This window comes from Bradyrhizobium sp. WYCCWR15520 (genome assembly GCF_056174665.1).
This window is the reverse complement of sequence record NZ_JBWBWM010000002.1, coordinates 142,625-167,108: the sequence shown is the minus strand read 5'-3', so window position 1 is coordinate 167,108 and position 24,484 is coordinate 142,625. Positions and strand designations below refer to the sequence as shown.

Annotated in this window: 23 protein-coding genes; 16 read left to right on the top strand and 7 right to left on the bottom strand. The window is 60.5% G+C overall.

What is annotated here, in order from left to right:
* Positions 1-32: 32 nt before the first annotated feature.
* Together AC0QUY_RS02745 and AC0QUY_RS02740 are read left to right on the top strand one after the other, a co-directional pair.
* Entirely contained in the window at positions 33-743 is a 711-nt protein-coding gene (locus AC0QUY_RS02745; protein WP_475385648.1) for a GcrA family cell cycle regulator, read from the top strand.
* A gap of 38 nt (positions 744-781) precedes the next feature.
* A complete protein-coding gene (locus AC0QUY_RS02740; protein ID WP_475385647.1) occupies positions 782-1,357 on the top strand; it encodes a DUF6456 domain-containing protein in 576 nt (191 codons plus the stop codon).
* Here AC0QUY_RS02740 and bamA read toward each other — a convergent pair.
* Positions 1,338-3,602, bottom strand: a complete 2,265-nt coding sequence (gene bamA, locus AC0QUY_RS02735) for an outer membrane protein assembly factor BamA (RefSeq protein ID WP_475385646.1) — start codon at positions 3,600-3,602, stop codon at positions 1,338-1,340. The genes AC0QUY_RS02740 and bamA overlap by 20 nt on opposite strands.
* Before the next feature lie 327 nt (positions 3,603-3,929).
* On the opposite strand from bamA, the gene AC0QUY_RS02730 reads away from it, so the two are divergent.
* Positions 3,930-4,982: a hypothetical protein gene (locus AC0QUY_RS02730; RefSeq protein WP_475385801.1), complete on the top strand. Its 1,053-nt coding sequence runs from the start codon at positions 3,930-3,932 to the stop codon at positions 4,980-4,982.
* A gap of 21 nt (positions 4,983-5,003) precedes the next feature.
* Here the strand turns inward: AC0QUY_RS02730 and AC0QUY_RS02725 are convergent, their stop codons facing one another.
* The gene (locus AC0QUY_RS02725) at positions 5,004-6,560 is read right to left on the bottom strand and encodes a winged helix-turn-helix domain-containing protein (protein ID WP_475385800.1); all 1,557 of its coding nucleotides are present in this window, start codon (positions 6,558-6,560) and stop codon (positions 5,004-5,006) included.
* A 142-nt stretch (positions 6,561-6,702) separates the two neighbouring features.
* On the opposite strand from AC0QUY_RS02725, the gene mddA reads away from it, so the two are divergent.
* The 5 genes from mddA to AC0QUY_RS02700 all read left to right on the top strand — a co-directional run bounded on the left by mddA (position 6,703) and on the right by AC0QUY_RS02700 (position 11,160).
* Entirely contained in the window at positions 6,703-7,479 is a 777-nt protein-coding gene (gene mddA, locus AC0QUY_RS02720) for a methanethiol S-methyltransferase (protein WP_475385645.1), read from the top strand.
* Between the two features lie 36 nt (positions 7,480-7,515).
* A complete protein-coding gene (locus AC0QUY_RS02715) occupies positions 7,516-7,938 on the top strand; it encodes a GFA family protein (RefSeq protein WP_161856016.1) in 423 nt (140 codons plus the stop codon).
* Positions 7,939-8,258: 320 nt separating this feature from the next.
* On the top strand, positions 8,259-9,521 hold the full coding sequence (locus AC0QUY_RS02710; RefSeq protein WP_475385644.1) for a CaiB/BaiF CoA transferase family protein: 1,263 nt from the start codon (positions 8,259-8,261) through the stop codon (positions 9,519-9,521).
* A gap of 140 nt (positions 9,522-9,661) precedes the next feature.
* Positions 9,662-10,795, top strand: coding sequence for an alpha-hydroxy acid oxidase (locus AC0QUY_RS02705; protein WP_475385643.1), 1,134 nt, complete (start codon positions 9,662-9,664; stop codon positions 10,793-10,795).
* 158 nt (positions 10,796-10,953) lie between these two features.
* On the top strand, positions 10,954-11,160 hold the full coding sequence (locus tag AC0QUY_RS02700) for a hypothetical protein (RefSeq protein ID WP_475385642.1): 207 nt from the start codon (positions 10,954-10,956) through the stop codon (positions 11,158-11,160).
* Here the strand turns inward: AC0QUY_RS02700 and AC0QUY_RS02695 are convergent, their stop codons facing one another.
* Complete coding sequence (locus AC0QUY_RS02695; protein ID WP_475385641.1) at positions 11,161-11,289, bottom strand: hypothetical protein; 129 nt, start codon at positions 11,287-11,289, stop codon at positions 11,161-11,163.
* 306 nt (positions 11,290-11,595) lie between these two features.
* Between AC0QUY_RS02695 and AC0QUY_RS02690 the strand changes: the two genes are divergently transcribed.
* Positions 11,596-11,949, top strand: a complete 354-nt coding sequence (locus AC0QUY_RS02690; RefSeq protein ID WP_161856013.1) for a phasin — start codon at positions 11,596-11,598, stop codon at positions 11,947-11,949.
* Between the two features lie 8 nt (positions 11,950-11,957).
* Here the strand turns inward: AC0QUY_RS02690 and AC0QUY_RS02685 are convergent, their stop codons facing one another.
* Positions 11,958-12,179 carry a hypothetical protein gene (locus tag AC0QUY_RS02685; protein ID WP_161856845.1) on the bottom strand — a complete coding sequence of 74 codons (222 nt, stop codon included), beginning with the start codon at positions 12,177-12,179 and terminating at the stop codon, positions 11,958-11,960.
* A gap of 221 nt (positions 12,180-12,400) precedes the next feature.
* Here AC0QUY_RS02685 and AC0QUY_RS02680 point away from each other — a divergent pair, with 221 nt between their 5' ends.
* From AC0QUY_RS02680 to AC0QUY_RS02670, 3 genes are all read left to right on the top strand, one after another.
* Complete coding sequence (locus tag AC0QUY_RS02680) at positions 12,401-12,685, top strand: hypothetical protein (RefSeq protein WP_475385640.1); 285 nt, start codon at positions 12,401-12,403, stop codon at positions 12,683-12,685.
* A gap of 1,633 nt (positions 12,686-14,318) precedes the next feature.
* Complete coding sequence (locus tag AC0QUY_RS02675; protein WP_475385639.1) at positions 14,319-15,545, top strand: acyl-CoA dehydrogenase family protein; 1,227 nt, start codon at positions 14,319-14,321, stop codon at positions 15,543-15,545.
* Between the two features lie 10 nt (positions 15,546-15,555).
* The gene (locus AC0QUY_RS02670) at positions 15,556-16,110 is read left to right on the top strand and encodes a flavin reductase family protein (protein WP_475385638.1); all 555 of its coding nucleotides are present in this window, start codon (positions 15,556-15,558) and stop codon (positions 16,108-16,110) included.
* A gap of 53 nt (positions 16,111-16,163) precedes the next feature.
* Here the strand turns inward: AC0QUY_RS02670 and AC0QUY_RS02665 are convergent, their stop codons facing one another.
* Positions 16,164-17,039: a polysaccharide deacetylase family protein gene (locus AC0QUY_RS02665; RefSeq protein ID WP_475385637.1), complete on the bottom strand. Its 876-nt coding sequence runs from the start codon at positions 17,037-17,039 to the stop codon at positions 16,164-16,166.
* Positions 17,040-17,058: 19 nt separating this feature from the next.
* The gene (locus AC0QUY_RS02660; RefSeq protein WP_475385636.1) at positions 17,059-18,165 is read right to left on the bottom strand and encodes an LLM class flavin-dependent oxidoreductase; all 1,107 of its coding nucleotides are present in this window, start codon (positions 18,163-18,165) and stop codon (positions 17,059-17,061) included.
* A 174-nt stretch (positions 18,166-18,339) separates the two neighbouring features.
* Between AC0QUY_RS02660 and AC0QUY_RS02655 the strand changes: the two genes are divergently transcribed.
* From AC0QUY_RS02655 to AC0QUY_RS02645, 3 genes are read left to right on the top strand one after another with little or no spacing between them, the layout of a single operon-like run.
* Entirely contained in the window at positions 18,340-19,221 is an 882-nt protein-coding gene (locus AC0QUY_RS02655; protein WP_475385635.1) for an FAD binding domain-containing protein, read from the top strand.
* A complete protein-coding gene (locus tag AC0QUY_RS02650) occupies positions 19,218-19,703 on the top strand; it encodes a (2Fe-2S)-binding protein (protein ID WP_475385634.1) in 486 nt (161 codons plus the stop codon). Before AC0QUY_RS02655 ends, AC0QUY_RS02650 begins: the two co-directional genes overlap by 4 nt.
* Entirely contained in the window at positions 19,700-22,093 is a 2,394-nt protein-coding gene (locus AC0QUY_RS02645) for a xanthine dehydrogenase family protein molybdopterin-binding subunit (RefSeq protein WP_475385633.1), read from the top strand. Before AC0QUY_RS02650 ends, AC0QUY_RS02645 begins: the two co-directional genes overlap by 4 nt.
* A gap of 19 nt (positions 22,094-22,112) precedes the next feature.
* Here the strand turns inward: AC0QUY_RS02645 and AC0QUY_RS02640 are convergent, their stop codons facing one another.
* A complete protein-coding gene (locus AC0QUY_RS02640; protein WP_475385632.1) occupies positions 22,113-23,267 on the bottom strand; it encodes a zinc-dependent alcohol dehydrogenase in 1,155 nt (384 codons plus the stop codon).
* 180 nt (positions 23,268-23,447) lie between these two features.
* Between AC0QUY_RS02640 and AC0QUY_RS02635 the strand changes: the two genes are divergently transcribed.
* On the top strand, positions 23,448-24,455 hold the full coding sequence (locus AC0QUY_RS02635) for an ABC transporter substrate-binding protein (protein WP_475385631.1): 1,008 nt from the start codon (positions 23,448-23,450) through the stop codon (positions 24,453-24,455).
* The last annotated feature ends 29 nt before the right edge of the window (positions 24,456-24,484 follow it).

Here is a 24,484-nt window from a genome sequence, read left to right as displayed (position 1 = left end):
TGGCGGCGTTGGACAAGAGCAAGGACAACAAAATGGAACTGTCGAACTGGGCGCCCGAGCACTCGGACGCGCTGCGGGAATTTATTGCCAAAGGCTTGAGCTTTTCGGAGGCCGCGCAGGCGATCAACTCACGATTCAATACGTCCTACTCTCGCAATGCTGCGCTCGGGCGCGCCCGGCGCCTGGGGCTGGGGTCGGACGATCGTCGGCAGCCGTCGATGCCCGTCAAGCCGGCAGACCTGCACGACATCGCAGAGTCTCGTGCCAGCGATTCCAGGACATCTACGCTTGTCTGGCCGGTGCCGCTGTTCAAGGAGACCAAACCGCTCAAGCTGCGCTGCGTTGAGATCGAGCCCCGGCATCTCTCCGTGATCGAACTGGAGAGGGATGACTGCCGATACCCCTACGGCGGCGATGAAGAGAACGAGGCCATTACCTTCTGCGGTCATCCGCGCCGCCTAGGTTCGGCTTACTGCACGCCGCATTTTCATTTGAGTCGAAATCCGGTGCCGCCCGAACGCGCGATGAGCTCCGTTGTGCTGCGGGTGGTTGGAGGCGACATGAGGAATGCTGATGTCAATGCTAATGCCACAGGCGTGGCCGACAGGCTGAAGCGGCTGCCGCGCCGCCATCGGATCGCGCATCTGCGCGCGCTGATCGGACTTGAGCCGGAGGCCTGTGACCGCCGGCACGTACTTTCCGAATTGCTCAGCGAGGAGATATCTGACGCGCCGGTCGAATAGAGACCTTCCAAAGCCTGAATTTCTAAGGAGTCCATCAGATGCCGAGAGCCAAACGCCGAAAGCCGTACGATCCCGCCAAGGCGCATGACCGCAGATCCCGTGACTTGTTACGCAACGCCGAAGTCGCGACCGTCGAAGTCGATAATCCACTGGCGCTGGAGCCAGGCGAAAAGATCGTTGCCCTGCGTTCGATCCGCAACGATCCACTCGCTCGCCTGCATTCCCATCGTCAGATCGATGAGGCTCAATTTCAGGCGGGCCGCGCCTTCCAGGGCGACTGGGAAAAGGCCGAGCGGGGACCGCGGGCGGTCGATCCGACCCGGGACTATGTGGATGGTGGGCAGCGGCGTGAGCCGATCACCGAGGGCCAGCGCAAGGCCGTGCTGCGGTTGAGCCGGGCCGAACGTGAGCTTGGTGCGGATGGTTCGGCGCTGGTGCATGACGTTCTGGTCCACGGATTGACCATGGAGCAGATCGGCCAGCGGAGAGGCCTCCACACCGGGCGCTGGAAAGACTATTTTTCAAAGCGATTCCGCGAGTGCCTCGACCGGTTGGCGCTGCTGTACGGGTTGGCGACGGAGCATCCGGTTCCCGTCAAAACCCTCCAGCGCTGAAGCGCAGAGGCTGCACCACGTCATAGGCGGCCTTGGTCAGCGGTACGGCGTAGTCGACGGTCAAGGCGCCGAACGGCGAAGCCCAGGTCAGGCCTGCGCCGATCGACGAGCGCACGACGTTCTTGTTGGCTACCTGAAGTCCCGCCGTCGATCCGCTGTAGCGGAAGACGCTGCCGGCATCGACGAAGGCCGTGGCCCTGAGGCCATATTCGTTGGGTATGCCGGGGATCGCGCTCTGCAGTTCGGCGGTCGTTGCCCAATAGGCGCTGCCGCCGACATTATCCATCGTGGTGCCGGGCGTCAGGTCGCGCGGGCCGAATCCGTTCGGCGCAAAGCCGCGCACCATGGACGGGCCGCCGAAGAAATTGTTCATCAGCGGCACCTGCTGGCCACCCCAGCCGGTGACGTAACCGCCCTGGGCGCGCACCATGCCGACCAGGTCGCTATTGATCGATTTGTAGTAGCGTATGTCTTCCGTCGTTTTCAGGAATTTCACGTCACCGCCCAGTCCCGCCAGATCCTGGCTGAGCTGCGACCTGATTCCACTGGTCGGGCTCTTTGTGTTGTCGAGCGTGCTGTAGGTCATCACACTGCCGGGGGCGGAGACCCACGTCGGACCGGCGGCCGCCGCCTGCCGGACGGCCAGCGAAGGCGTCAGACCGGAGCTGTTCGGCGCTAGCGTGATGTTCTGATTGTAGATCGCATAGCGCCATTGCACGCCAATTTCCTCGGTGATCGGCGTGCCCAGTTGCAGCCTCGCGCCGTAGGTGGTGCTGCCGTAGGATTGGTAACTGTTGGCGTCGGTCTGGCGGCCGAAGAGTTCGATCCCGGCCGCGACTTTGGTGCCGAGAAAATAGGGTTCGGACGCGGCCAGGTTGATCCCGCGCGCATACTGGCCGTAAGTGAAAACGGACTGCAGATTCTTGCCGGTGCCGTAGAAATTGCGCTCGCCCAGTTTGATCTCGACCAGCGCGCCATCGACGGTCGAGTAACCGCCGGCGATGTTGAAATCGCCGGTGGCCTGGTCTACCGCCTCGACGTCGAGGATGACATGATCCGGCGCCGAGCCCGGCCGGTTCGATATTTTCACCGTCTTGAAGTAGTTCAAATTCTTCAGGCGCCGCTCGGCCCGGTCGATCAGCGTCTTGTTGTAGGGATCGCCTTCCGCGATATCGAATTCGCGCCGGATCACGTAATCGCGGGTGCGCGTGTTGCCGCGAATTTCGATCCGCTCGATATAGGCGCGAGGCCCTTGTTCGATCACGAAGGCAACGTCGATGCGTTGCGTCGCGGCATCACGGGTGAGGCGAGGGGTCGCCTCGGCAAAGGGATAGCCGAGCTTTGCCGTTTCGATGGCCAGAAGCTCGGCGGTCTTGTCCAGGGCATTACCGTCGAACACCGCGCCCGAGCGGGCGGTGGGAAGAGTACGAAGCCTGTCGCAATCCATGCCGGGAACGTTGCAGCTGACGGTGACTTCCCGGAAGTGATAAAGCGGACCCTCATCGATCGCGAAATTCAGCGTGAAGCCCTTTGCCACCGGATCATACTCGGCCTTTGCCGCGGGGATGCTGACATCGGCATAACCCTTGCTGCGATAGTAAAGCCGCAGTTGTTCCTGGTCTTGCGCGACGCGGTCGGGATCGTAGACGTTACCGCCGGTCAGGAAACTTAGCATATGCGTGGCGGAGGTCTTGATCACCGCGCTGAGCTGCCGTTTGCCAAAAGCCTTGTTGCCGGTGAAATCAATCTGCCGCACCGGAGTCTTTGCGCCCTCCGTTATGGCGTAGACGAGGTCGACCCGGCCATTGCCGCGGTCGATGATCTGGGGATCGACGCGGACCTCGGAACGGCCGGCACGCCGGTAAGCCTCGATGATACGGCCGACGTCGGACTGCACGGTGGCGCGTTGCAGCGAGGCGCGCGCCTTGGATTCAACGGCGGCGGCAAGGTCGGCGTCCTTGACCTTCTTGTTGCCTTCGAATGCGATGCGGTCGAGCACGGGCGCTTCAGACAGGTGCACCACAAGCCGTTCGCCGGCGCGTTCGATGGAAACCTTTTCGAACAGCCCCGTTGCAATCAGCGCCTTCAACGCAGCGTCACGCGCGGCGTCGTCGAAATGCCCGTCGGGAGTTGCCTTAAAGTAAGAGCGTACGGTCTCGGCATCGACGCGGCGGTTGCCTTCGACGATGATCGATCCTTGCGTTGGCAGCGCGGTTTCGGCGGCGACAGGTGTCGCGAAAATCAATCCGACGGCGCCGGCAATTCGACAAGCGACCAGCCCCGATCGGGACGATCGGTTGTGTTGCGTGATGCGTCTAATCGCTCTGATCCCCACGTCCCGCGGGGCTCCTATTGATCGGCTAAGATCGAATTGTCCTCGCGGGGCAAAAAAATGTCTGGGATAAGGTGAGTTGCAGGCGAGTTTTCCGTAACGCGCCACAATTTCGACGCCTTTTGTTAAGGTCGATTTTCTCAGAATTGTCGCAATGCGCGCTTCATGCTTCCTCATCGAGAGCGCCCAGGACGCATGTGCCGGAACCGTTGCATGCGTCTGCGCTCGCAGGAGCATCACATGCGATATGCCGCCTTCATTGCCGCCGCGCTCATGCTGATCCAGCCCGCGCACGCAGAGAAGGCGCCGGAGGTCGATCCGCGCGCCTCGCTCGGGGTCGTCCAGCAATGGATCTATAACTATCGGGCGAAGCCGGACTACGCCCATGTCCCGGCAGCCGTGCGCGTGCTGTTTCACTCGCAGACGTTCAAGGAGCCGGAGAATGCCGGCATCTATCTCGGCTTTATCGCCGGTGCGATCAGCTCTAACCCGGCCAAGGCTGAGCAGCTCATTGCCAGTTTCTTCCCGGTCCGGCCGGAGGACGAATGGGTGATCGTCCGCGCCATCGCTTATTCGGGGCTGCCCGACTGGAGAAACGTGCTGCGTCGGGTCGCGCCACGAATGCCGGGCCGGCGGGTCATGATCGACAGTTACCTGGCCGGTAAGCTGCCGATCTTGACCGACATCCCGCTGGAAGAAGTAAAGCCCGGCATGATGGAGAAGATGCGCGGAGCCTTTACGAAGAATCCCTTCGCGAAGGAAGAGCGCAAGCTGAACACGACGCTCACGTTTGCGGGCAACCAGGATTTGCTGGATACGCTCTGGGGTTACTATTTCGCGACCGGCTCGCATGCACCGATCCAGCGCATCGTACAGATGCTGCCATGGAGCAAGAGCCGCGACACAATCGACAAGCTGACGGTCGGAAGCATGGCGCGCTATACGCTGGCGAGTTATGCGATCCGCGATGCCAGTTTGCGCGAATATCTCCGCAGCGAGCTTGCAAGGCAACCGGCGGCGGTCAAGGCGCCGCTCGCCGAAGTCGTCGAGGCAGCGGACACGGTGCAGATCGCAGCGCTGCGCAAGGATGCGCTGGCCGCTGTTGACGAACTCAAGACCAAGGGCTCCGATAGCCGTCGCGACCTCAGCTTCTGGGGTCAGGTCGGCGTCGGTGCGGTCGCGCTCGGATGCGTCTCGGCTGCGGCGCTGGGGCAGGTGGCGGTCGGCATTCCCTGCGTGATCGGAGGCTCGGCCTCGCAGGGTCTGCTGTCCTTCTGGGAAAAGCAGCAGTAACTCAGGATCAGCCGTCGTAGCTCATTCCAGTCCGGCGCGGCGAAAACCTTCGAGGTAATGCTCGCGATCGGCGTCGTGCTTCCAGGGTAACTGCGTCGCGATCCAGGCGAGCGAAATATTCGGCTGGGTCCGGCGCAATTCCTGAAGCGCGGTGCGCGCGAGTTCGATCTGGCCGGTCATGCCGGCGGCGACCGTCAGGACCCGGTAGGCGCCGGTGAGGTCGCCGCGCTGACGGGTTGCCTCGCGGGCCAGTGCAATCGCTTCCTCATAGTTTCTTCCGACGAACTGGGCGTAGGCCCCAACACCGTAATAGATGGCGGAAGAGGGGTCTCGAGGACTCTGGCGGATCGCGCGTTGCGTCGCGGCATAGGCGTCCATCCATCGCCCGGTATAGGATAGCGCCAGGGCATAGTATCCCTGCGCCAGCGAGAAGTTCGGGTTGAGCTGCAGGGCCAGCTCGAACTCGGCCAGCGAATGGTCGAGACGTCGCGTAGAGAAATACACGCTGCCGAGGGCCGTATGCGCCCAGGCATCCTCACTGTCGGCGGCAATCGCCGCCAATGCCGCTTGCTCCGCAACGGGCGCCGCGGTTGCAATATCCCTCCAGCCCAGATGCACGCCGAACATGTGGTTGGTTGCGAACAGGGCTAGCGCCTGGCCGTAGTTGGGATCGATCGCGATTGCTCTTTCCAACAGTGCCTGTGCGGCGAGGCTGTCAGGCCGCGTCACCCGCCAATGGTGGGACAGCGCCCGCATCACCAGGTCCCATGCATCCACGCTGCTGGGGGGCTTGCGCCGGCTGCGAAAATTCTCTGCGGCATAGATCTGCGGCTCGATGGCGGTGACGATGGCGTCGGTGATTTCGTCCTGCACGGCGAACACATCCGTCAGCTCGCGATCGTAATGCTCCGCCCAGATGTGACTTCCAGTCGCGGTGTCGTTGAGCTGCGCAGTAATGCGGACGCGATCGCCGCTCCTTCGCACGCTGCCTTCGACCACGTAGCGCACGCCAAGCTCGGCGGCGACCTGCCTCATATGCACCGGCTTGCCCTTGTAAGTGAATGACGAATTGCGCGCGATCACGAAGAACCAGCGCAATTTTGACAGCGCGGTGATGATGTCTTCGCTGATTCCGTCGGAGAAATACTCCTGCTCCCGATCGCCGCTCATATTGTCGAACGGCAGCACGGCTATCGCTGGCCGGTCCGGCAGCGCAAGCCCCGCACGTGGTTGCTCTGCTTCTGCCGGTGCCGCGGAACGCGCATCGCATGGGCTCTTGACGTCGCCGACGAAGCGAAGCCCCTTGCGCGGAATGGTGCGGATGAGCCTCTGATCCTTGCCATTGTCGCCGATCGCGTTGCGGGCAGCGTTGATCCGGCTGTCCAGCGTGGAGTCCGAGACGATCCGTCCACCCCACACCAGCGCAATGAGATCATCCCGGCTGACGACGCGATCGCGGTGCTTGAGCAGGTGAACCAGCAAGTCGAATACCTGCGGCTGCATCGCAACCAGATCGCTGCCACGGCGCAGCTCGCGGCGATCAGTGTCCAGGATGTGATTATCGAAGTTGAATTTCACTTGCCCCATCATCTTTCCTAAAGAAACAATCAAGTCCGTCTAGTGAAGAGCTGAAGCGTACGGCAAAGTTTCGTGGCCGATTTTGCGGCATCCTGAAAGAATCAGGAGTTGCAATCCCATTGCCTGTAGCGGAGCCAATTTCATGACGGAAACTCAAGCCATCCGCCCGGCGATGCCGGGTAATCGAGCGCTAAGATTCACTGCATTTCTGTTCGGAGGTGTGGCCTATCTCACATTTCTGTTCACGATTCTGTACGCCATCGGGTTCATATCGGGCTTCGCCGTGCCGAAGGCGATCGATAGCGGCGCGAAATCGGGGGCATTCGAGGCAATTGTAGTCAATCTTGCGCTGATGGCGTTATTTGCCATCCAACATAGCGTCATGGCGCGTAAATCATTTAAACACTGGTGGACGCAGTTTATTCCGAGGTCTGTCGAGCGCAGCACCTATGTGCTTTGTGCAAGCCTGACGCTGTTGTTGCTGTTCTGGCAATGGCGTCCAATGCCGGACGTGATCTGGAGCGTCCAGGAGCCCGACATGGCGGTGGTGATCGCGACATTGTCGTTCGTCGGTTGGGTGATCGTGTTCACGAGCACCTTCCTGATCAATCATTTCGAGCTGTTCGGATTGCACCAGGTCGCCAACAATCTCGCAGGCCGCGAGATGCCGGCGCCAGTCTTCCGGACGCCGTTCTTCTACCGCTTTGTCCGGCACCCGATCTATCTCGGTTTCATCATCGCCTTCTGGGCGACGCCTACGATGAGCGCGGGTCATCTGCTGTTCGCCGTGGTAACCACGGCCTACATCTTCATCGGCATCATGCTGGAGGAGCGCGACCTCGTTGACATGTTCGGCGACGAGTATCGCCGCTACCGGAAGCGCGTTTCGATGTTGGTCCCCTGGCGAAAACTGAGCTGATCACTTCGTAATTGTCTGCAAGGAGAGGGAAGAATCATGAAACACACTGGAAGCTGTTTTTGCGGCGCGGTCGAGGTCCAGGTCACGGGTGCGCCGGAGGGGATGGGGTATTGCCATTGCCGTTCCTGCCGTTCGTGGTCCGGCGGGCCGGTGAACGCGTTCACCCTTTGGAAGCCAGAGGCGGTACGGATCACGGCAGGGGCGCAGCACGTTGCAACCTTCGAGAAGACTCCAATGAGTCAGCGCAAGTACTGCGCGGAGTGCGGCGGTCATCTGATGACCAATCATCCGACGCTCGGGCTGGTCGACGTCTTCGCCGCAACTCTCCCGACACTTCCCTTCACGCCCGGCGTGCACGTCAACTACGCCGAGACAGTGCTGCCGATGCGCGATGGGTTGCCCAAGCTCAAGGACTTTCCTGCTGAGCTTGGCGGCTCGGGTGAGATGATTACCGAATAGGAAAACTGGCTTCCAACCGAGGTCGACGCGGCGAACGCCGCTCGCGGCGCGTTCCTCGCCAAGCCGCCGCGCGACTCCTGGCCCAGCCGGGGTCGGGCGGTGGTCCTTTGGGACCAATCATCACGGTCCGGTCCAGACTTGCAGCATGGCTGCGAGGGCAATGCGGGCTCGTGCACTGTCTTCAGAGCTATGTCAGCGGAAGGTCCGGCCCTGCAAAATCGGGGTTTGGCGTTGCCCGCCCGGTTCCGGTAAGAAAGCCTTGAAGTCGCGGCGAAAAGCCTTTGTTTCGCCAGGCAGAATAACAAGGGGAAACGCCGGAAATGACTGCCAAGCCGCAATTGCCGGAGCGAACGCCGCGCGCCAGCGGAGAGCCGACTGCCCTGGATGGTCTATTGGTTGTCGATTTCACTCGGGTCGTGGCCGGTCCGGCCTGCACGCAAACGCTGGCCGATTTCGGCGCCGAAGTGATCAAGATCGAAAACCCCGACGGGGGCGACGATACCCGGCACTATGAGCACGCCGAAATCGGCGGCGAGAGTGCGGCCTTTCTCAGCCTCAATCGCAACAAGCGCGGCATCGCGCTCGATTTCAACAATCCGGCGGCGCTCGAAGTCGCCCGCGAACTCATCGCGAAAGCGGATGTCGTCGTAGAGAATTTCTCTGGCGGCGTGATGAAGAAGTTCGGTCTCGACTATGCTTCCGTCGCGCCGACCAATCCTCGGCTGATCTATTGCTCGATTTCCGCCTATGGCCGCAAGGGCGAGTTCGCCTTGCGTCCGGGCTTCGATCCAATCACGCAGGCCGAAAGCGGCTTCATGTCGCTGAACGGGTTTCCGGACGGGGAGCCGGTGCGAACCGGTCCGCCGATCGTCGATATGGCAACGGGTATGTCGGCATGTAATGCGATTCTGCTGGCGCTGATCGCCCGCGACCGGATCGGGCGCGGCCAACAGGTCGAGGTCGCGCTGATCGATACCGCCGTGTCGATGACCGGTTTTTACGGCATGGCCTATCTGATCAGCGGCGCGAATCCGGGCCGCTTCGGAAATTCGCCGAACGGCTCGCCCACCGTCGGTGTCTACCAGGCATCCGATGGGCCGCTGTACATGGCCTGCGCCAATGACCGCCTGTATCGCCGGCTTGTGGTGGATGTGCTGGATCGGCCGGACCTCGTTACCGATCCCCGGTTCGCGCACCGGAAAGACCGAACCGCCAACAAGGAAAAGCTGCGCGCCATCATTGCCGGCGTCTTTGCCAGCGACAGCCTTGAGCACTGGATGGCTAAGATGAAAAAGGCCAACATACCGGTCGGCTATCTGCGCACCGTGGAGGAGGGCTTCAACGCGCCCGAAGTGCGCGACCGCCATCGTCTCAGCCGGATTCCGCATCCGACCGCGGGCGCCGTCCCCAATATTGAAACGCCGCTGCAGATGAGCTTGACCCCAACCATCGACCCGGTGGCAGCGCCGCTGCTCGGAGAGCATACCAGGGAAGTGCTCCGAAAGACGCTCGGCTATGATGAGCGACGTATCGCTGACCTGGCCGAGGCAGGGGCTTTCGGGAAGCTGGGCAATACGGCCTGAGATTGCTGACCTCGGCATCACCGCATCTCGCAAACGAATGGCGTCCCTGCTTTTTGCATGACGCCTAACCCGTTCAAAGCGGTAGCTTTTTCCGTTTATCTGCCGCTAAGGTGCAGCCAAGATGATGGGAGAGAAACAGCATGAATGACGGCACCCCCACGCGTCCGGCGAGGAATGTCGAACTCGGCGCCAGCGGCGAGGAATTCCAGAATCTCCACGAATTCATCCGAAAGGCCCGCGCCCGGCTGAACCAGAACGCATGGGACTATATCGTCGGCGCCTCCGAGACGGAGACCACGATGCGCCGCAACCGGATGGCGCTCGACGAAATTGCATTCCGGCCGCGGGTGTTGCGCAATGTCGCTGAGGTCGACGCCTCGACTGAGGTATTCGGCCGCCGGCTGCGTTTGCCTGTCATGATTGCGCCGGTCGGCGCGCTTGAGATTTTCGATCCCAATTCGGGCGCCGCCGTCGCGCGCGGGTCGGGGCAGTTCGGTGCCGCTCACATGCTGAGTTCAGTGTCCGAACCGGGACTGGAGGCGACCGCCAAGGCCGCGCCCGACGCGTTGCGTATTTACCAGCTCTATGTCCGCGGCGATGATGCCTTTGTCGAAGATGTCGTCAGCCGCACCATCGACAATGGATATGCCGCCTTCTGCCTGACCGTCGATACGGCGCACTACAGCCGGCGCGAGCGTGATATTGCCAAGCGCTATGTCCGCGAAAGCCGGATCCGGGCTACCGGCGGCGACTTCCAGAAGGGGCTGGAATGGCGCACCGTGAAGCTGATCAAGGACAAATATAAAATTCCGCTGGTCATCAAGGGCATTGCCACTGCGGAAGACGCCGCGATTGCGCTCGACCATGGCGTAGACTGGATCTATGTGTCGAACCACGGCGGCCGCCAGCTCGACCATGGACGCGGCGCGATGCATGTCTTGCCGGAAATCGTCGACGCTGTCGCCGGCCGCGCCAAGATCATGGTCGATGGCTCGTTCTGCCGCGGCACCGATATCGTGAAGGCAATCGCCTCCGGAGCCGATCTGGTCGGGATCGGCCGGCTGCAATGCTGGGCGCTCGCGGCCGCGGGCGAGGCCGGCATCGTGCGGATGCTGGAGCTTCTCGAAGATGAGGTTATCCGTTGCCTGGGATTACTCGGCGTCACCCGCTTTGCCGAGCTCGATAAATCCTATCTTCATGCGGCGACCGCGACCAATCCGCCGAGCGTGTTCAGCGCTTTCCCACTGCTGGACATCGAGCCCTATCGCTATTGAGAAAGAGCGGCCGCGCCAGGTCTTCACCTGACAGCCCTGTCATTTCCGAAGCTGGTCCCGCGCCAGGGAACCTGGCGGGGGTATGTGCATTATCAGCTGCGCTACGGATGGCGCCGAGAGCATAATCCTGATCCCCATGTCCTTTAGTCGGTAAGCGAATGGCAGAAAATCCTTTCGCTCAATTCAGCCTCGAGAAGGCGATCGGTCTCCGCTGGACGTTGCGGGATATTCAGGCTCGCCGACTGAAATTGTCACCGGTCAGCGACGAGGATCTCAGAACATTGACAGATCTCGGTCTGGTCGAAGCGCGCGAGGAGGGACTTGTGCTGACGCCGGCCGGAACGGCTGTGGTGGACGGCTCGTAGTCAGCGCGCCTTGAGGAAGCTCTCGCCGGAGTCGCAAGGCGTGCAACGGTAGGTCAACACGTCATAGTGTTGGTCGCGCGGCTCGATCGTGGCCAGCCGCATCTGCGCGCCGCATTTCATGCAGGGCATTTCTATGCTGGTTTGAAAACGTGTGCAGGTAGGCGTCGGTCGCATTGCTTGTAGCATCGTATCCCCATGTCCCAAGAGAGACTCAAAACCAGAGACGCAACGCCACCGAACCCGAATCACTATGCCACACTGTTGCCACCATTGGAATCGGACGTCTCGTCCGTACGGTTACGGACTATTTCCTGGGATCGGGCGGGGGTCTGGTGCTGGCCGCGGAAGTCCATGCCGGCCGAAGGCCGGTCAATACGGCGCAGACGCAGTCGGGAATTGTGCTAACCTGCCAAGGGCGACACTGGAGAAGCGACCATGACTGAACCGAAACTCGAAGTCCCGGCCGAGCTGCGTGATCTGGCCGAGAAAACCATCGATCAGGCGGAAAAGGCGTTCGGCATGTTCTTCGACGCCGCCGGCAAATCCATGACGTCGATGCCCGGCGCGGGTACGGAGATTTCCAGGCAGGCGCTGTCGTTTACTGAGCAGAACATGAAGGCTGCATTCGAGCATGCCCGCAAGCTGGTTCATGCGACCGACCTTCAGGAGGCGATGCGGATCCAGTCCGAATTCCTGCGCAGCCAGTTCACCAACGCCGGCGAACATATGCGGCAGATCACGGGCGGGGTCATATCGGCTGCAAAGGACTCGACGAAGGGTAAGTTCTGAGACGCCTATTAGCGACGGCGTCCGATCGCGACACCGAACAGAAAGGCGACGAACAGACTGGCCAGAGGCGCTTCGCGGGTAATGGCGCTGATGGTCGAAAGCGGCATTCCCGGTTTCCGCGCCTCCGTGATGGCGTCGCTGAGACGGCCGACCGCGGCCTGTAGCGCAGTGGATACTTCCGTCAGCGTGCGTGACACATCGGTCGCGGTGTCGATGGCGCGTTCGGCCATGCCGGGCTGCGATGGTTCTTCGATATTCACGTTCTGCAACTCACTCGGGTTCTCGGCATTTGCCGGACAATGGCTGAGGCCCTGACAATACATCGGCTATGCCATTTGTTCCCGGAACCTGCTCGGTTGCTTCGCCGACGCGGAACTTTCGCGGTCTCCGGGAATTGCCTCCGTCAGAGGAAGCAACGTGGATTTTCCAGAGAAGCAACATGGATTTTCCGATGGCAAGGGAATTGACTGAGGATCAATTGACCAGACGCGGCGGCGCGCCGTTGAAGGTTGCGATTGCGGTCGCGGTTTTCGGTGTGCTCGGTATGCTGATCGTCGACCATGGGCCATGGAACAAGCCAAGAATGCAGCCCCCCGTGATCGCCAACTACAGCACCACTGGCGAGGCTGCCCGGGCAGCCGGAGCGGATGTCATCCCGACCGAGCCGAAGCTGCAGGTCGAGCCCAGTCCACCTGTGCCAAAGCCCGTTCACCCGGTGAACCCGGCGCCACAGTAGGGCGCGCCGTTTGACTCCTCGGGCAAATCACCGGCACAACGGTATCATCGCGAAAGACCGCAGGATATTCAGCACACGCTGACGAATGTGCCCCAGCACGCAGCCAATCCTGCAGCCATCAGCACAAGCAGTGGATTGTCGCAGAACGGACTGCCGTATTGGCACATCGCGACACCCAGCGAGCCGATCTCATGACGGCCCGCCGCAGAGAAGCCGCATAGAACAAGCCGGATAGAATTGCGAGCACGGCAGCAACGAAAAACATCTGACGGCCTCCTTGCGCTCTGCCGGGCCGCAGGTTGCGCCAGCCACGGCCCAACAATTTCGGTTCGATGTCACTGCACCCGATCTGAATCCGTTGCAAAGCACGACAGGCAAGTAGCCGTCGAAAGATGCAAAACCCTTCCAACTGGCACGGGGTTGCCATAACGCTCCTTCGCAACTGCTCAACAAACTGGCCGCTTCAATGAAGGCCCGCTTCTGGCTCAGTTTCTGAAAATCCGAAATGAGGTTGACTTTTCTCCCAAATCAGTTGTCTATGGGGCACCTGGTTCTTCTTTCCAGGAGGCGTTGTAATGTTCGACCAATCTTCGGAGCTTGTCCAGATAACGAAGCTCAACGGCGAGTTCAGAAAAAATTACGGCAAGCTAATTGGAGCGTACCTCTATCTACGCTCCGTCAGTGCCGCGCGCGGCCGTTCGTGGTTTTGGGCCGGCCTAGTTTCCCTCGTTTGTTCTGGAGCGTTGGCTTGGCTGGCGCGCCATGGGTGGCCGCTATCAATCTCGCCTTGATCCCTCTGTCCAGGCTATCGAAGCGCACTGCGTTTGGCAGCTCAAACCCGCGCCGGAAAGCCTTACGTACGGCCCGGTTCTTTCCGAAGCGGCAAAGAGCACATGGTCCTGTATGGCCTTATTCGCTTTGTTCAACGTGAGGACTAGCAGGAACCCGGACGATTGTAAGGTTGCTCTGTGGAGCGTATGTCGCATGGCAGCAGCCTGGTCGAATGCCACTGAACTCAGTCGAATTCGAACCATATCGCGTGGCTCGGAACGCCTTCTGCGCTTTGTCCCGTTGCACATGCGAAAGACGAGCGCATTGACGAAGGACTCTGAAATTTTGAATCGCGGCCGGCACCTGACGCTGAATCCGACGATCAGCAAAAATGTAACATCTCAGTATGAATTGGTACGTGCGCCGTCGTCTCGCGACGGGGACTTTTCAGGCTGCGATTCCAAACAACAAGCCTACCTTAAATGCAACGAAGCACATGACAATTCCAACCAGTCCCGCAGATCTCGTTTCAATTTCATTCAGCCATCATCATCGTGGCGATAACCGAACACGTTGAACTCTTTCCAGGGACTGCCGAGAGGCTCGATATGGATCCGGCCAAATGAGAGCAGCGGCAGAGTCAGCCGCGCCATTGTGTAGCCAAATATCGCGCAAGGCTTCTTTCAACTGAAACTCCCGCTCGGCTACTGAAGTGGCTTATCAGCCAGCGAGCCTTTTTGCGTTTGGGGGTAGTGCTTTATGGCGAAATAGCCATGCTCGTCGCGCCTTGATCATTGGCGATCAGCCGGTAGACTAGCAGAGCTCGGGCGGCGTAAAAGCAAGGGGGCGGGCGAGGAAACATATGGCGGAACACAGCGGCAGGCCGGATGCAGGTTCGCCCGGAGCACCGGGTACGGCCGGCTATGCCGCCATGGTCGCGCGAGCCAAGGCCCTGATTCCAGAGCTGCGCGATCGTGCTTCAAAAACGGAAGAACTCCGGCGCTTGCCACCGGAGACCGAGCGCGATTTGCATGATGCAGGCCTATTCCGAGTCGTGCAGCCCAAACGCGTCGGAGGTGCCGAGCTTGACTATGTCGCCCTGGTCGATTGCGCCGATGCACTGGGGCAGGCGGATGCTTCCGTCTCATGGAATTTCGCCAATCTTGCAAGCCATCATTGGATGCTTGGCATGTTTGACCGGCAGGCGCAGGACGCGGTCTGGCAAAGGAATGCCGATGCGCTAATTGCGTCGTCCTTCATCTTTCCAGCCGGCCGCGCCCAAAAGGTCGATGGCGGATACGTCCTGCGTGGTCATTGGCCGTTCTCGTCGGGCGTCGAGTCTTGCGACTGGAACATGCTTTCGGGTGTGGTGTCTTCGGACGATGAGGCTGATGGCATCGAATATCGGATATTCCTGCTCAACAGGAACCAGTACAAGATCAATGACACCTGGAACGCGACGGGCTTAGGCGGTACCGGGTCGAACGACGTATGGGTCGAGGATGCCTTCGTTGCGGAGAAGATGACGGTCGCAGTCAGCGATCTCACCGGCGGGCCGACGCCGGGAAGTGTCGTCAATCCAAACGCGCTGTATGCGCTACCGGTCTTCTCTCTCTTTCCTTACGTGTTGTCGGGTGTCGGTTTGGGCAATGCCCAGGCCTGTCTGAATGACTATGTCGAACTCGCACGGCATCGGGCGTCGACTTACAACCGAGCCAAGCTCAGCGATTTGCAGACGACCCAAATCAAGATCGCCGAAGCATCCGCCAAGATCGACGCGGCCCGTCTCGTCATGCGCACGAACTGCATCGATGCGATGGCGGAGGCGAGGCGGGGCTATATCCCCGATCTGGCGGGCAAGACGAGGCTGCGGCGGGATGGCGCCTTCGCAGTGAACCTCTGCACCGAAGCGGTCTCGCTGCTGTTTGCGGCAAGCGGCGCGCGCAGCCTGTTCACGTCAGGCGCGCTGCAGCGGCAGTTCCGCGATGCTCACGCGGTGAATTCGCACCTCGCATTCAATTTTGATGCGGCAGGAACCAATTATGGACGGGTAGCGCTTGGCCTGCCGTCCGAGAATCTGACGCTCTGAGGCCTGGCGGATGTCCGACTCACCCAAACATCCCGCCGATCCCGCCAATGAACTTGCCAGCGACAACTCGGCGATCGACCCACGCGATTTTCGCAATGCGCTTGGAACGTTCGCCACGGGCGTCACCATCGTCACCGCGATGGCCGCGGATGGAAGGCCATATGGCGTGACCTGCAACTCCTTTGCTTCGGTCTCGCTCAATCCGCCGCTGGTGTTGTGGAGTCTGGGGATGTTTTCGCAAGGACTTACGATCTTCCAGAACGCCAGCCATTTCACGGTCAATGTTCTCGGTGCATCCCAGCAGGCGCTGGCGTCGCGGTTTGCAAAATCGTCGGAGGACAAGTTCGCCGGTGTGAGCTGGACACCGGGGCTTGGCAACGCGCCGGTGTTGACCGACAGCGTTGCGAATTTCCAATGCCGCGCGGCCAATCGGTACTACGGCGGCGACCACATCATCTTCCTCGGCGCCGTCGAATCCTACGCCTATAATCGGCAGGAACCCTTGCTGTTTGCGCGGGGCGGCTTCGGCCGGTTTCTTGCCGGAGATGGCAATAAATCCTCGTGAGCGGACCGCCGAACGGCCTCTAAAGCTCGCGGTCGTGCGATGGGCCGGCAAAACTAGTTCTTAGCCATCTCCGCGCCGTACCAGTCACCAATCTCACTCGCGGTCATCAGCGCCACGCCGTCGTGACCGAGGACATAGTCAAGCAGTGCCTCCAGATACCCGATGCGGTGCGGCACGCCTGTAATGTAGGGGTGAATCGATATCGCCATGATCCGGGCATTCGATGCGCCCTCGAGATACAGCCGGTCGAACTGGTCCATGCAGCGTTTCAGGAATTGCTCTGAAGGCAGATGCTGCAGCGCATGGATGACGATGTCGTTGGTTTCGACCGAGTAGGGGATCGTTGTGATGGTGCCGTGAGGCGTGGCGATATCCTGCGGCAGATCGTCGATGACCCAGTCCGCGACATACTCGATGCCATTGAGGCGCAGCAGATCGAGTGTTTCCTCGGTCTCCGTGAGGCCGGGGCTTTCCCATGAGCGGGGAGGCTTCCCGGCAAACTTCGAAATTATCTCGACTGATCGTTTGATGGCATCGGCCTGATTTTCGACCTTGTGCATCGGGCCCTGCACGAAGCCATGGCCCATGAATTCGAATCCGGCTTCGAGCGCAGCGGAGGCGACGCGTGGGTAGGTGTTGCAGACGTTGGCGTTGAGCGCCAATGTCACCGGCATTCTGCGGTCGGTCAGCGCCTTGAACTGCCGCCAGAAGCCAGCGCGCATGCCGTATTCATGCCAGGACCAGTTCGGCACATCGGGCAATAGCGGCTGGCCCATCGGTGGGCTCAGCACCGTGCGAGGCATCGCGTTCTCGATCCGCCACTCCTCGACATTGAGGACGATCCATACCGCGAGCTTCTTGCCGCCGGGCAGCGTCAGCCTCGGTCGGTCGACCTGTGCCTGATAGGGAATGCGATCGCTCAGTGCCACGGCAAGAATCCTCCGTAGATCATTCGGCGGCTTTGGAGCCGCTGGACGCGCCGGCATTGATCCTCGGCATGACCTTTTCGGCCATCAGGATCATTGACTGACGTCCCAGTTCGCGATCTTTCCAGTCCTTGCCGGCATAGAGCAATGTGCCGAAGGGCCCGATCTCCTCCTGAAAAGCCGATAGTTGATCTGCTACGCTGTCCGGCGTGCCATGAATGATCAGCTTATCGCAGATCGACTCCAGCGTTACTTCGTCGTCGGGCTGATCGCGGCGCGTCTTGAACAGTTCGATGCGGCCGCTGCGCTTCAATTTGGTGAAGAGCGAGCGATAATAATAGACATAGGGTCCGTCAGGATCGGTGGCATAGGCCCTTGCCGTGGCTGCGTCCTTGGCAACGAACACACTCTTGGCAACGCGCCAATTCGCCGGATCCACTGGACGTCCGGCACGTTCGCAACCCTCGACATATTTCGGCCAATGGCTTTTCACCCAGGCCGGCATCAGGAAGTTTGCCGAGATTGGATCCCAGCCTCGTGCGGCGGCTTCCGTTACGCCTTTCGAGAACGGCGCCACCGCCGTTACGACGATAGGCGGGTGCGGCTGTTGCAGCGGGCGCGGGATGAAGCCTTGGCCGATATCCTCGATCAGAGTCTTCTGAATCGATATGTTCCAGTATTTGCCTCGAAGATTGTAGGGAGGGTCACTGGCCCAGATCTGAAGCACCTGATTGATCGCTTCCAAGAACATGGCATTCCTGTCCGCGTCGAGATTTCCGAACACTTCCGCGTCCGATAGCAGGCCTCCCGGGCTGATGCCGAAGATCAGACGCCCGTCGAGCATGTGATCAAGCATCGCGATCGAGGCTGCAATCGCTGCCGGATGCGCGTTAGGCATGTTGACCGTGCCGGTGCCAAGCTTGATTTGCCTGGTTGCCGCAGCAAGCCATGCGATGAAAGCAACGCAGGACGTGATGTTCTCAGCTCTGTCGGTGGTGTGCTCGCCGACATACCCCTCGGTGTATCCGAGTTCATCGGCCAGCAGGAAAGCCTCGCGGTCCTCCTTGAGCGAACGCCGCCAATCCTTGTCGATGGGATGGATGGGCATCGTAAAGAAGCCAAGCTTCATGATCTGCTCTTCCCCAAAGGCTGGCTTTTCGTTTGCACAGAACGTGCGTGGTTCGTCGCGCGAAAACAAGCGCAAACTCAAGTTAGTCACTCGATAACAAACTTGACCTTTGCCAATCCCAGCCGTCTAATCCCGTGAAAATGCCAAGAGTTGGCCGGGGAGGTCACGCCCAAAATGAAAGCCTCGGCTTTCGATTACGCCCGCGCGACCAGCGTCGCAAATGCGCTAGAATTGCTGGCCACGCATGGCGAAAGGGCCAGGGTGTTGGCGGGTGGGCAGAGCTTGCTCCCGGCGATGAATCTGCGCCTGGCCGCGCCGGAACTCGTTGTCGATATTGGTGAGCTGGACGATTTGCGCGGGGTCGTGGTGAAGGGAGACGTCCTCACCATCGGCGCGCTGACGCGTCATGCCGATCTCTTGAAATCTCCGGAAATAGCAGCCCATGCTCCCTTGTTGATGAACGCGGTCGCCCATGTCGCCCATCCCGCGATACGTAACCGCGGTACCATTGGGGGAAGCCTTGCCCAGGCAGATCCGGCGTCGGAGCTGCCTGCCTGTATGCTTGCGCTTGGCACCACGATCATTGTGCGCGGGCCGGGCGGCGAGCGGCGTATTGCGGCTGACGAGTTCTTTGCCGGGATCTACGAAACTGCGCTTACGCCACAGGAGTTGCTGGTCGCCGTCGAACTGCCGGTGCCTCCAAAAAGCTCGACGCATTACTTTCATGAATTCGCCCGTCGGCATGGCGACTACGCGATCGTTGGCCTCGCAGCGCAGGCCTTGGTCAGAGAGCGGCGGTTCTCGGATCTTCGCCTTGGTTTCTTTGCAGTGGGTGATCGCCCGTTATTGGCCAAGTGTGCCGGCAAACTCATTGACGTCGCAATCACGCCTGCGGTCTTGTCCGAGGTGTCCTCCGCGCTGGATGAAGAGCTTAGTCCACTCGAGGATCAACAGGCTACGCCCGCCATGCGTCGCCATCTGACGAAGGTCCTGTTGATACGTTGCGTATCCTCGCTACTCGCTCGCCCTGATCTCTGCGCGGGAGCATCAGCGTGACCGCTGCGCTTGCGATTTCGCTGAGTGTCAACGGCGAGCTTGTTGAAGCTAGCGTACTGCCGCGCCTGAATTTGGCAGATTTTCTTCGCGAGCATCTTAAGCTGACCGGCACGCATGTCGGATGCGAGCACGGCGTGTGCGGCGCGTGCACGGTACGAGTCAATGGCGATATTGTCCGTTCCTGCCTGATACTTGCGGTGCAGACGCATAATGCATCGGTCGAGACGATCGAGGGGGTCTCCGACAGCGGAGAGATCGCCGATTTGCAGTCGGCATTCCGGGAACGCAACGCACTGCAATGCGGCTTCTGTACGCCGGGAATGCTGATGGCGGCGCAGGATCTGCTGCAGCGATCGTCAACCCCGAATCGAGAACAGATCCGCGAGCATCTTTCCGGTAATTATTGCCGCTGCACAGGCTACCAGGCGATCGTCGATGCCGTCGAGACCACAGCGCGGGCACGCGCCGGACGTCTGCCATGACGTCGGCACAGTCAAATCCTGAAACGCTTTCCGCGCTGGACCGTCCGAACTCCTATATTGGCAAGACGGTACCGCGACCGAATCTCGACCGGCTGATGCAGGGGCGTGGAGTCTATGTCAGCGACATCGAGTTGCCGCGCATGGCGCATGTCGTGTTCGTACGCTCGCCGCACGCGCATGCAATAATCAATGGTATCGACGTTTCGGCGGCTAGGCAGATGCCGGGAGTGATCGCCGTCGTATCGGGCAGGGAGCTCTCGACCGTCATCACGCCGTGGGTCGGCGTGCTCTCGCATTTGAAGGGCCTCAAATCCGCCCCGCAAAGCGCGATCGCGATTGACCGGGCGTGCTGGCAGGGCGAAGCGGTTGCGGCAGTCGTGGCGAATAGTCGTGCTCAGGCCGAGGACGCAGCCGAACTCGTCTCGGTCGAATATCAGGAACTCGATGCCGTCACGGATATGAGCGCCGCGCTCGATCCGGCAACAGCCGTGATCCATGCATCGCTCGGCGACAATCTGGCTTTCGAGCGCAATCACGATGCGGGCGCCGTCGATCGGGCCTTTGCCGAATCCGACGAGGTGATCGAGGCAGAGTTCATTTTCGGGCGCCACACCGGTGTGACGCTGGAGCCGCGTGCGGTGGTAGCGGACTGGAGCGCGGCGGAAGCAAGATTGACGATCTATCAAGGCACGCAGGCGCCACATATGGTGCAAAATATCGCGGCGCTTCATCTCGGCCTGAAGGAATCGCAGGTGCGCGTCGTCTGCAAGGACGTCGGCGGCTCCTTCGGCATCAAGGTCCATATCTATGCTGACGAGATGGCGACCTACGCGCTGTCCAAGTTGATGCGACGTCCGGTCAAGTTCGTCGCCGACCGGGTCGAGAGTTTTAACACCGATATTCATGCCCGCGATCATCGCTGCAAGGGAAAGATCGGCGTCAAGCGCGACGGCACTGTCACGGCATTCGAGATCGACGATCTTACGGGCATCGGACCCTATTCGATGTATCCCCGCACCAGCGCGATCGAAGCCAATCAGGTCGTCAATCTCGTCGGTGGGCCCTATGTGACCAAGAACTACCGTGCCCGTGCCCGCGTCGTTTTCCAGAACAAGAACGTGATGTGCCAGTACCGCGCCGTTGGTCATCCGATCGCTTGCTCCGTGACGGAAGGATTGGTCGATCTGGCGGCCATGAAGATCGGCATGGACCCGGTCGAGATCCGCCGCCGCAATCTGATTGCGGATGATGCATACCCTTACGCCTCGCCTACAGGCCTGCGCTTCGAGCAATTGTCGCACCATGCGGCTCTAACTAAACTTGTCCAGATGATGGACTATGACGCGTTACGCGCCGAGCAGTCGGCTCTGCGGGCAAGAAACATCCATCGGGGTATCGGCATCGCCAGCTTCATCGAGGTCACCAACCCCAGCGCGGCGTTCTATGGTGTCGGAGGCGCGAGAATTTCCTCGCAGGATGGCGTCGCGGTGCGGCTCGACGCTCAGGGTTCGGTAATTTGCCAGACCAGTATCACCGAGCAAGGACAAGGATCGGAATCGCTCACGGCACAGATCGCCGGCAGCGTACTCGGCGTCTCGATGGATCGCGTTCGCGTGATCCTGGGCGACACCGATAATACGCCATATGGTGGAGGAACCTGGGCCTCGCGTGGTGCCGGCATCGGCGGCGAGGCTGCGCTACAGGCCAGCAAGGTACTGCGCAAGAACATACTCGACGTCGCAGCCGCTATCCTCCAGTCTACGGCGGGCGAACTCGACATCGTCAACAACGCTGTGGTGACGGTGGTCGATGGCGCGCCGCGGATCGAATTGAGCGAAATCGCCCGCATCGTCTATTTCCGTCCGGACACGTTGCCACCGGGCATTCAGCCCGAACTGATGGCTACCAGGCACTTTGTCCCGCGCGAATACCCCTTTGCCTTCACCAACGGCGTTCAGGCCTCGTGGCTGGAGGTTGATGTCGACACCGGCTTTGTGAAGTTGCTGAAGCACTGGGTGGTCGAGGATTGCGGCACCATTATCAATCCGCAACTGGTGGATGAGCAGATCAGGGGTGGCGTGGTGCAGGGGCTTGGCGCAGCGCTGTTCGAGAAATGCATCTATGACGAACGCGGCCAGCTCACCAACGCCAATATGGCCGACTATCTGGTTCCAATGTCCGGTGAGATGCCGGATATCGATGTCGGGCATGTGGTTTCGCCGACGCTGGAATCGGAGCTGGGTGCGAAGGGCGCAGGGGAGGCTGGTACAGCGGGAGCGGCCGCCGCCGTCACCAATGCGGTCAACGACGCACTCAAGCCGTTTGGGACAATCATTACGGAAATCCCACTGACGCCTCAAGTTATCCTGACTGCCTTGGGGCGAATATGATGTGAGCGCGCCCCCGGTGCTATTCGGCTGCCGTCCTCGTGACCGCGTCCGCTTTCCGATTGGTGACAACCACCTTGATCGCGTCTTCGATGCGTTCGCGGGCATATCGCAGCGCGGTCGGCAGGTCGGCCAACGGAAACGTATGAGTGTGGATCTTCGTTGCGTCGAACCGCTTCTCCGCCATCAGCGCCATGGCGCGGCGGGTGGCGCTGCGGCCCTCGCCACGGATTCCGTAGGCGTAGATATTGTTCTTCACGAGATGGGCGATATCCACCACGACCGGTTCGTGTGGAAATGCGGCGAGACATATCCTCCCCCCGCGATTGGTCATGTGAATGGCCTGGTTGATTGTCGCCTCGTTGCCGGCACATTCGACCACATAGTCTGCGCCGATGCCGCCGGTGAGCTGTTTTACAACCGCAACCGCGTCTTCGTCGTTGATATTGATAACGCGGTCGGCCCCGAGTTCTCGGCCGATCGCTAGCCGTTTATGGCGCGTTCCGGTCAGAATGACCGGGCTGGCCCCCAGCGCCTTTGCGACGGCCACTGCGAGTAGTCCGATCGGTCCCGGACCGATCACCACGACGCTCTCGCCGGCAACCAATCCCCCCAACTCTGTCAGCCCATACATCGAGGTGCCTGCGGTAACCACCAGCGTTGCCTCGGCATCGCTCATGGTGTCAGGCACTCGCGCCAGCGTGTTGATGTGATTGACGGCGTATTCGGCAAAACCGCCGTCCGTCGTGAAACCGTTCGCGCGATGGCCCTTTTCCGGTTTCCCGTAATTCAGGCATGACGTGTACATGCCCTGGCGGCAGCGCTTGCACTGGCCGCAGCCGGCGTGGATCTCGACGCTGATCCGCTCCCCGATCTGGAATTCGTCGACGTCGGGTCCAAGCGCTGCGACCGTACCCATGTATTCATGCCCGGGCGTGAAATTCTTGTTGAAGGGCAGGCCGCCTTCAATGCTGGCCGGCGAGCCTGAATGAATGATCTCTAAATCGGTGGCGCAGATCGCAACCGCATCGATCCGGATCAGAACTTCAGCGCGTGAAGGGACGGGTACCGGTTTTTCCCGCAGTTCGAGTTGATCCGGATCGCCGAGCACCCAGGCTCTCATCCGATCAGGAATCAGAAGATCGGGCGACATCTTCACGCTTGGAGGTTGGTACATGGTCCTCTCCTCTCGCGCTGGATGTTAGCGGAAATCCTCGGCCCGCGAAATTGCCGGGAGCGCTGCCGCCGCAGCTTGCTGCATAGCAGCACGCCTGTCGCAAAACCTTCATACGCGGTCTATACTTGCACACCGGCTAATGCTGAAAATCCAAATTGCGACGCAAATCCGGAGTGACCCATGAAGACCGCCCGCTTTGTTCTTGCCCTGTCGGCGCTGTTGTTGACCGCGCCCTGGCAATCCGCCCAAGCGGCCGACGTCATCTGCTACAACTGCCCGCCGGAATGGGCGGACTGGGCTTCCATGCTCAAGGCCATCAAGGCCGATCTCAACTACGACATTCCGCACGACAACAAGAATTCCGGCCAGGCGCTGGCGCAGATTCTCGCCGAGAAAAACAACCCGGTCGGCGATATCGGCTATTTCGGTGTCACCTTCGGCATGAAGGCCAAGGCACAGGACGCACTCGAGCCCTACAAGCCGGCCAAATCGGATCAGGTCCCCGCCGGCCTGAAAGACGCTGACGGCTATTGGACCACGATTCATTCCGGCACGCTGGGCCTGTTCGTGAACAAGGACGCGCTCGGCGGCAAGCCGGTACCGGCCTGCTGGAAGGATCTGCTGAAGCCCGATTACAAGGGCATGGTCGGCTATCTCGATCCGTCGTCGGCCGCGGTCGGCTATGTCGGCGCGGTCGCGATCAATCTGGCACTCGGCGGTTCCGAGGCAAACTTCGATCCTGCCATCAATTTCTTCAAGGATCTGCGCAAGAACGATCCGATCGTTCCCAAGCAGACTTCCTATGCTCGCGTCGTCTCGGGCGAGATGCCAATCCTGTTCGACTATGATTTCAACGCCTATCGCGCGAAATACTCGGAGAAGGGAAACTTTGAGTTCGTGATCCCCTGCGAGGGATCGGTGGTGTTTCCGTATGTCGTCGGCCTCGTCAAGAACGCGCCCAACAAGGAGAAGGCCAGGAAGGTGCTGGACTATCTCTTGTCCGACAAGGGCCAGGCGATCTGGACCAACGCTTATCTCCGCCCCGCGCGGCCGATCGAGCTGCCCGAAGCCGTAAAGAAGAAGTTCCTGCCTGACAGCGATTACGCGCGCGCGAAGAATGTCGACTGGGGACAGATGGAAAACATGCAAAAAGGCTTCGTCGACCGCTATCTCGCCGAGGTCCGCTAAGGCAATATGGCGCCTCTCGCCGGGGCGCT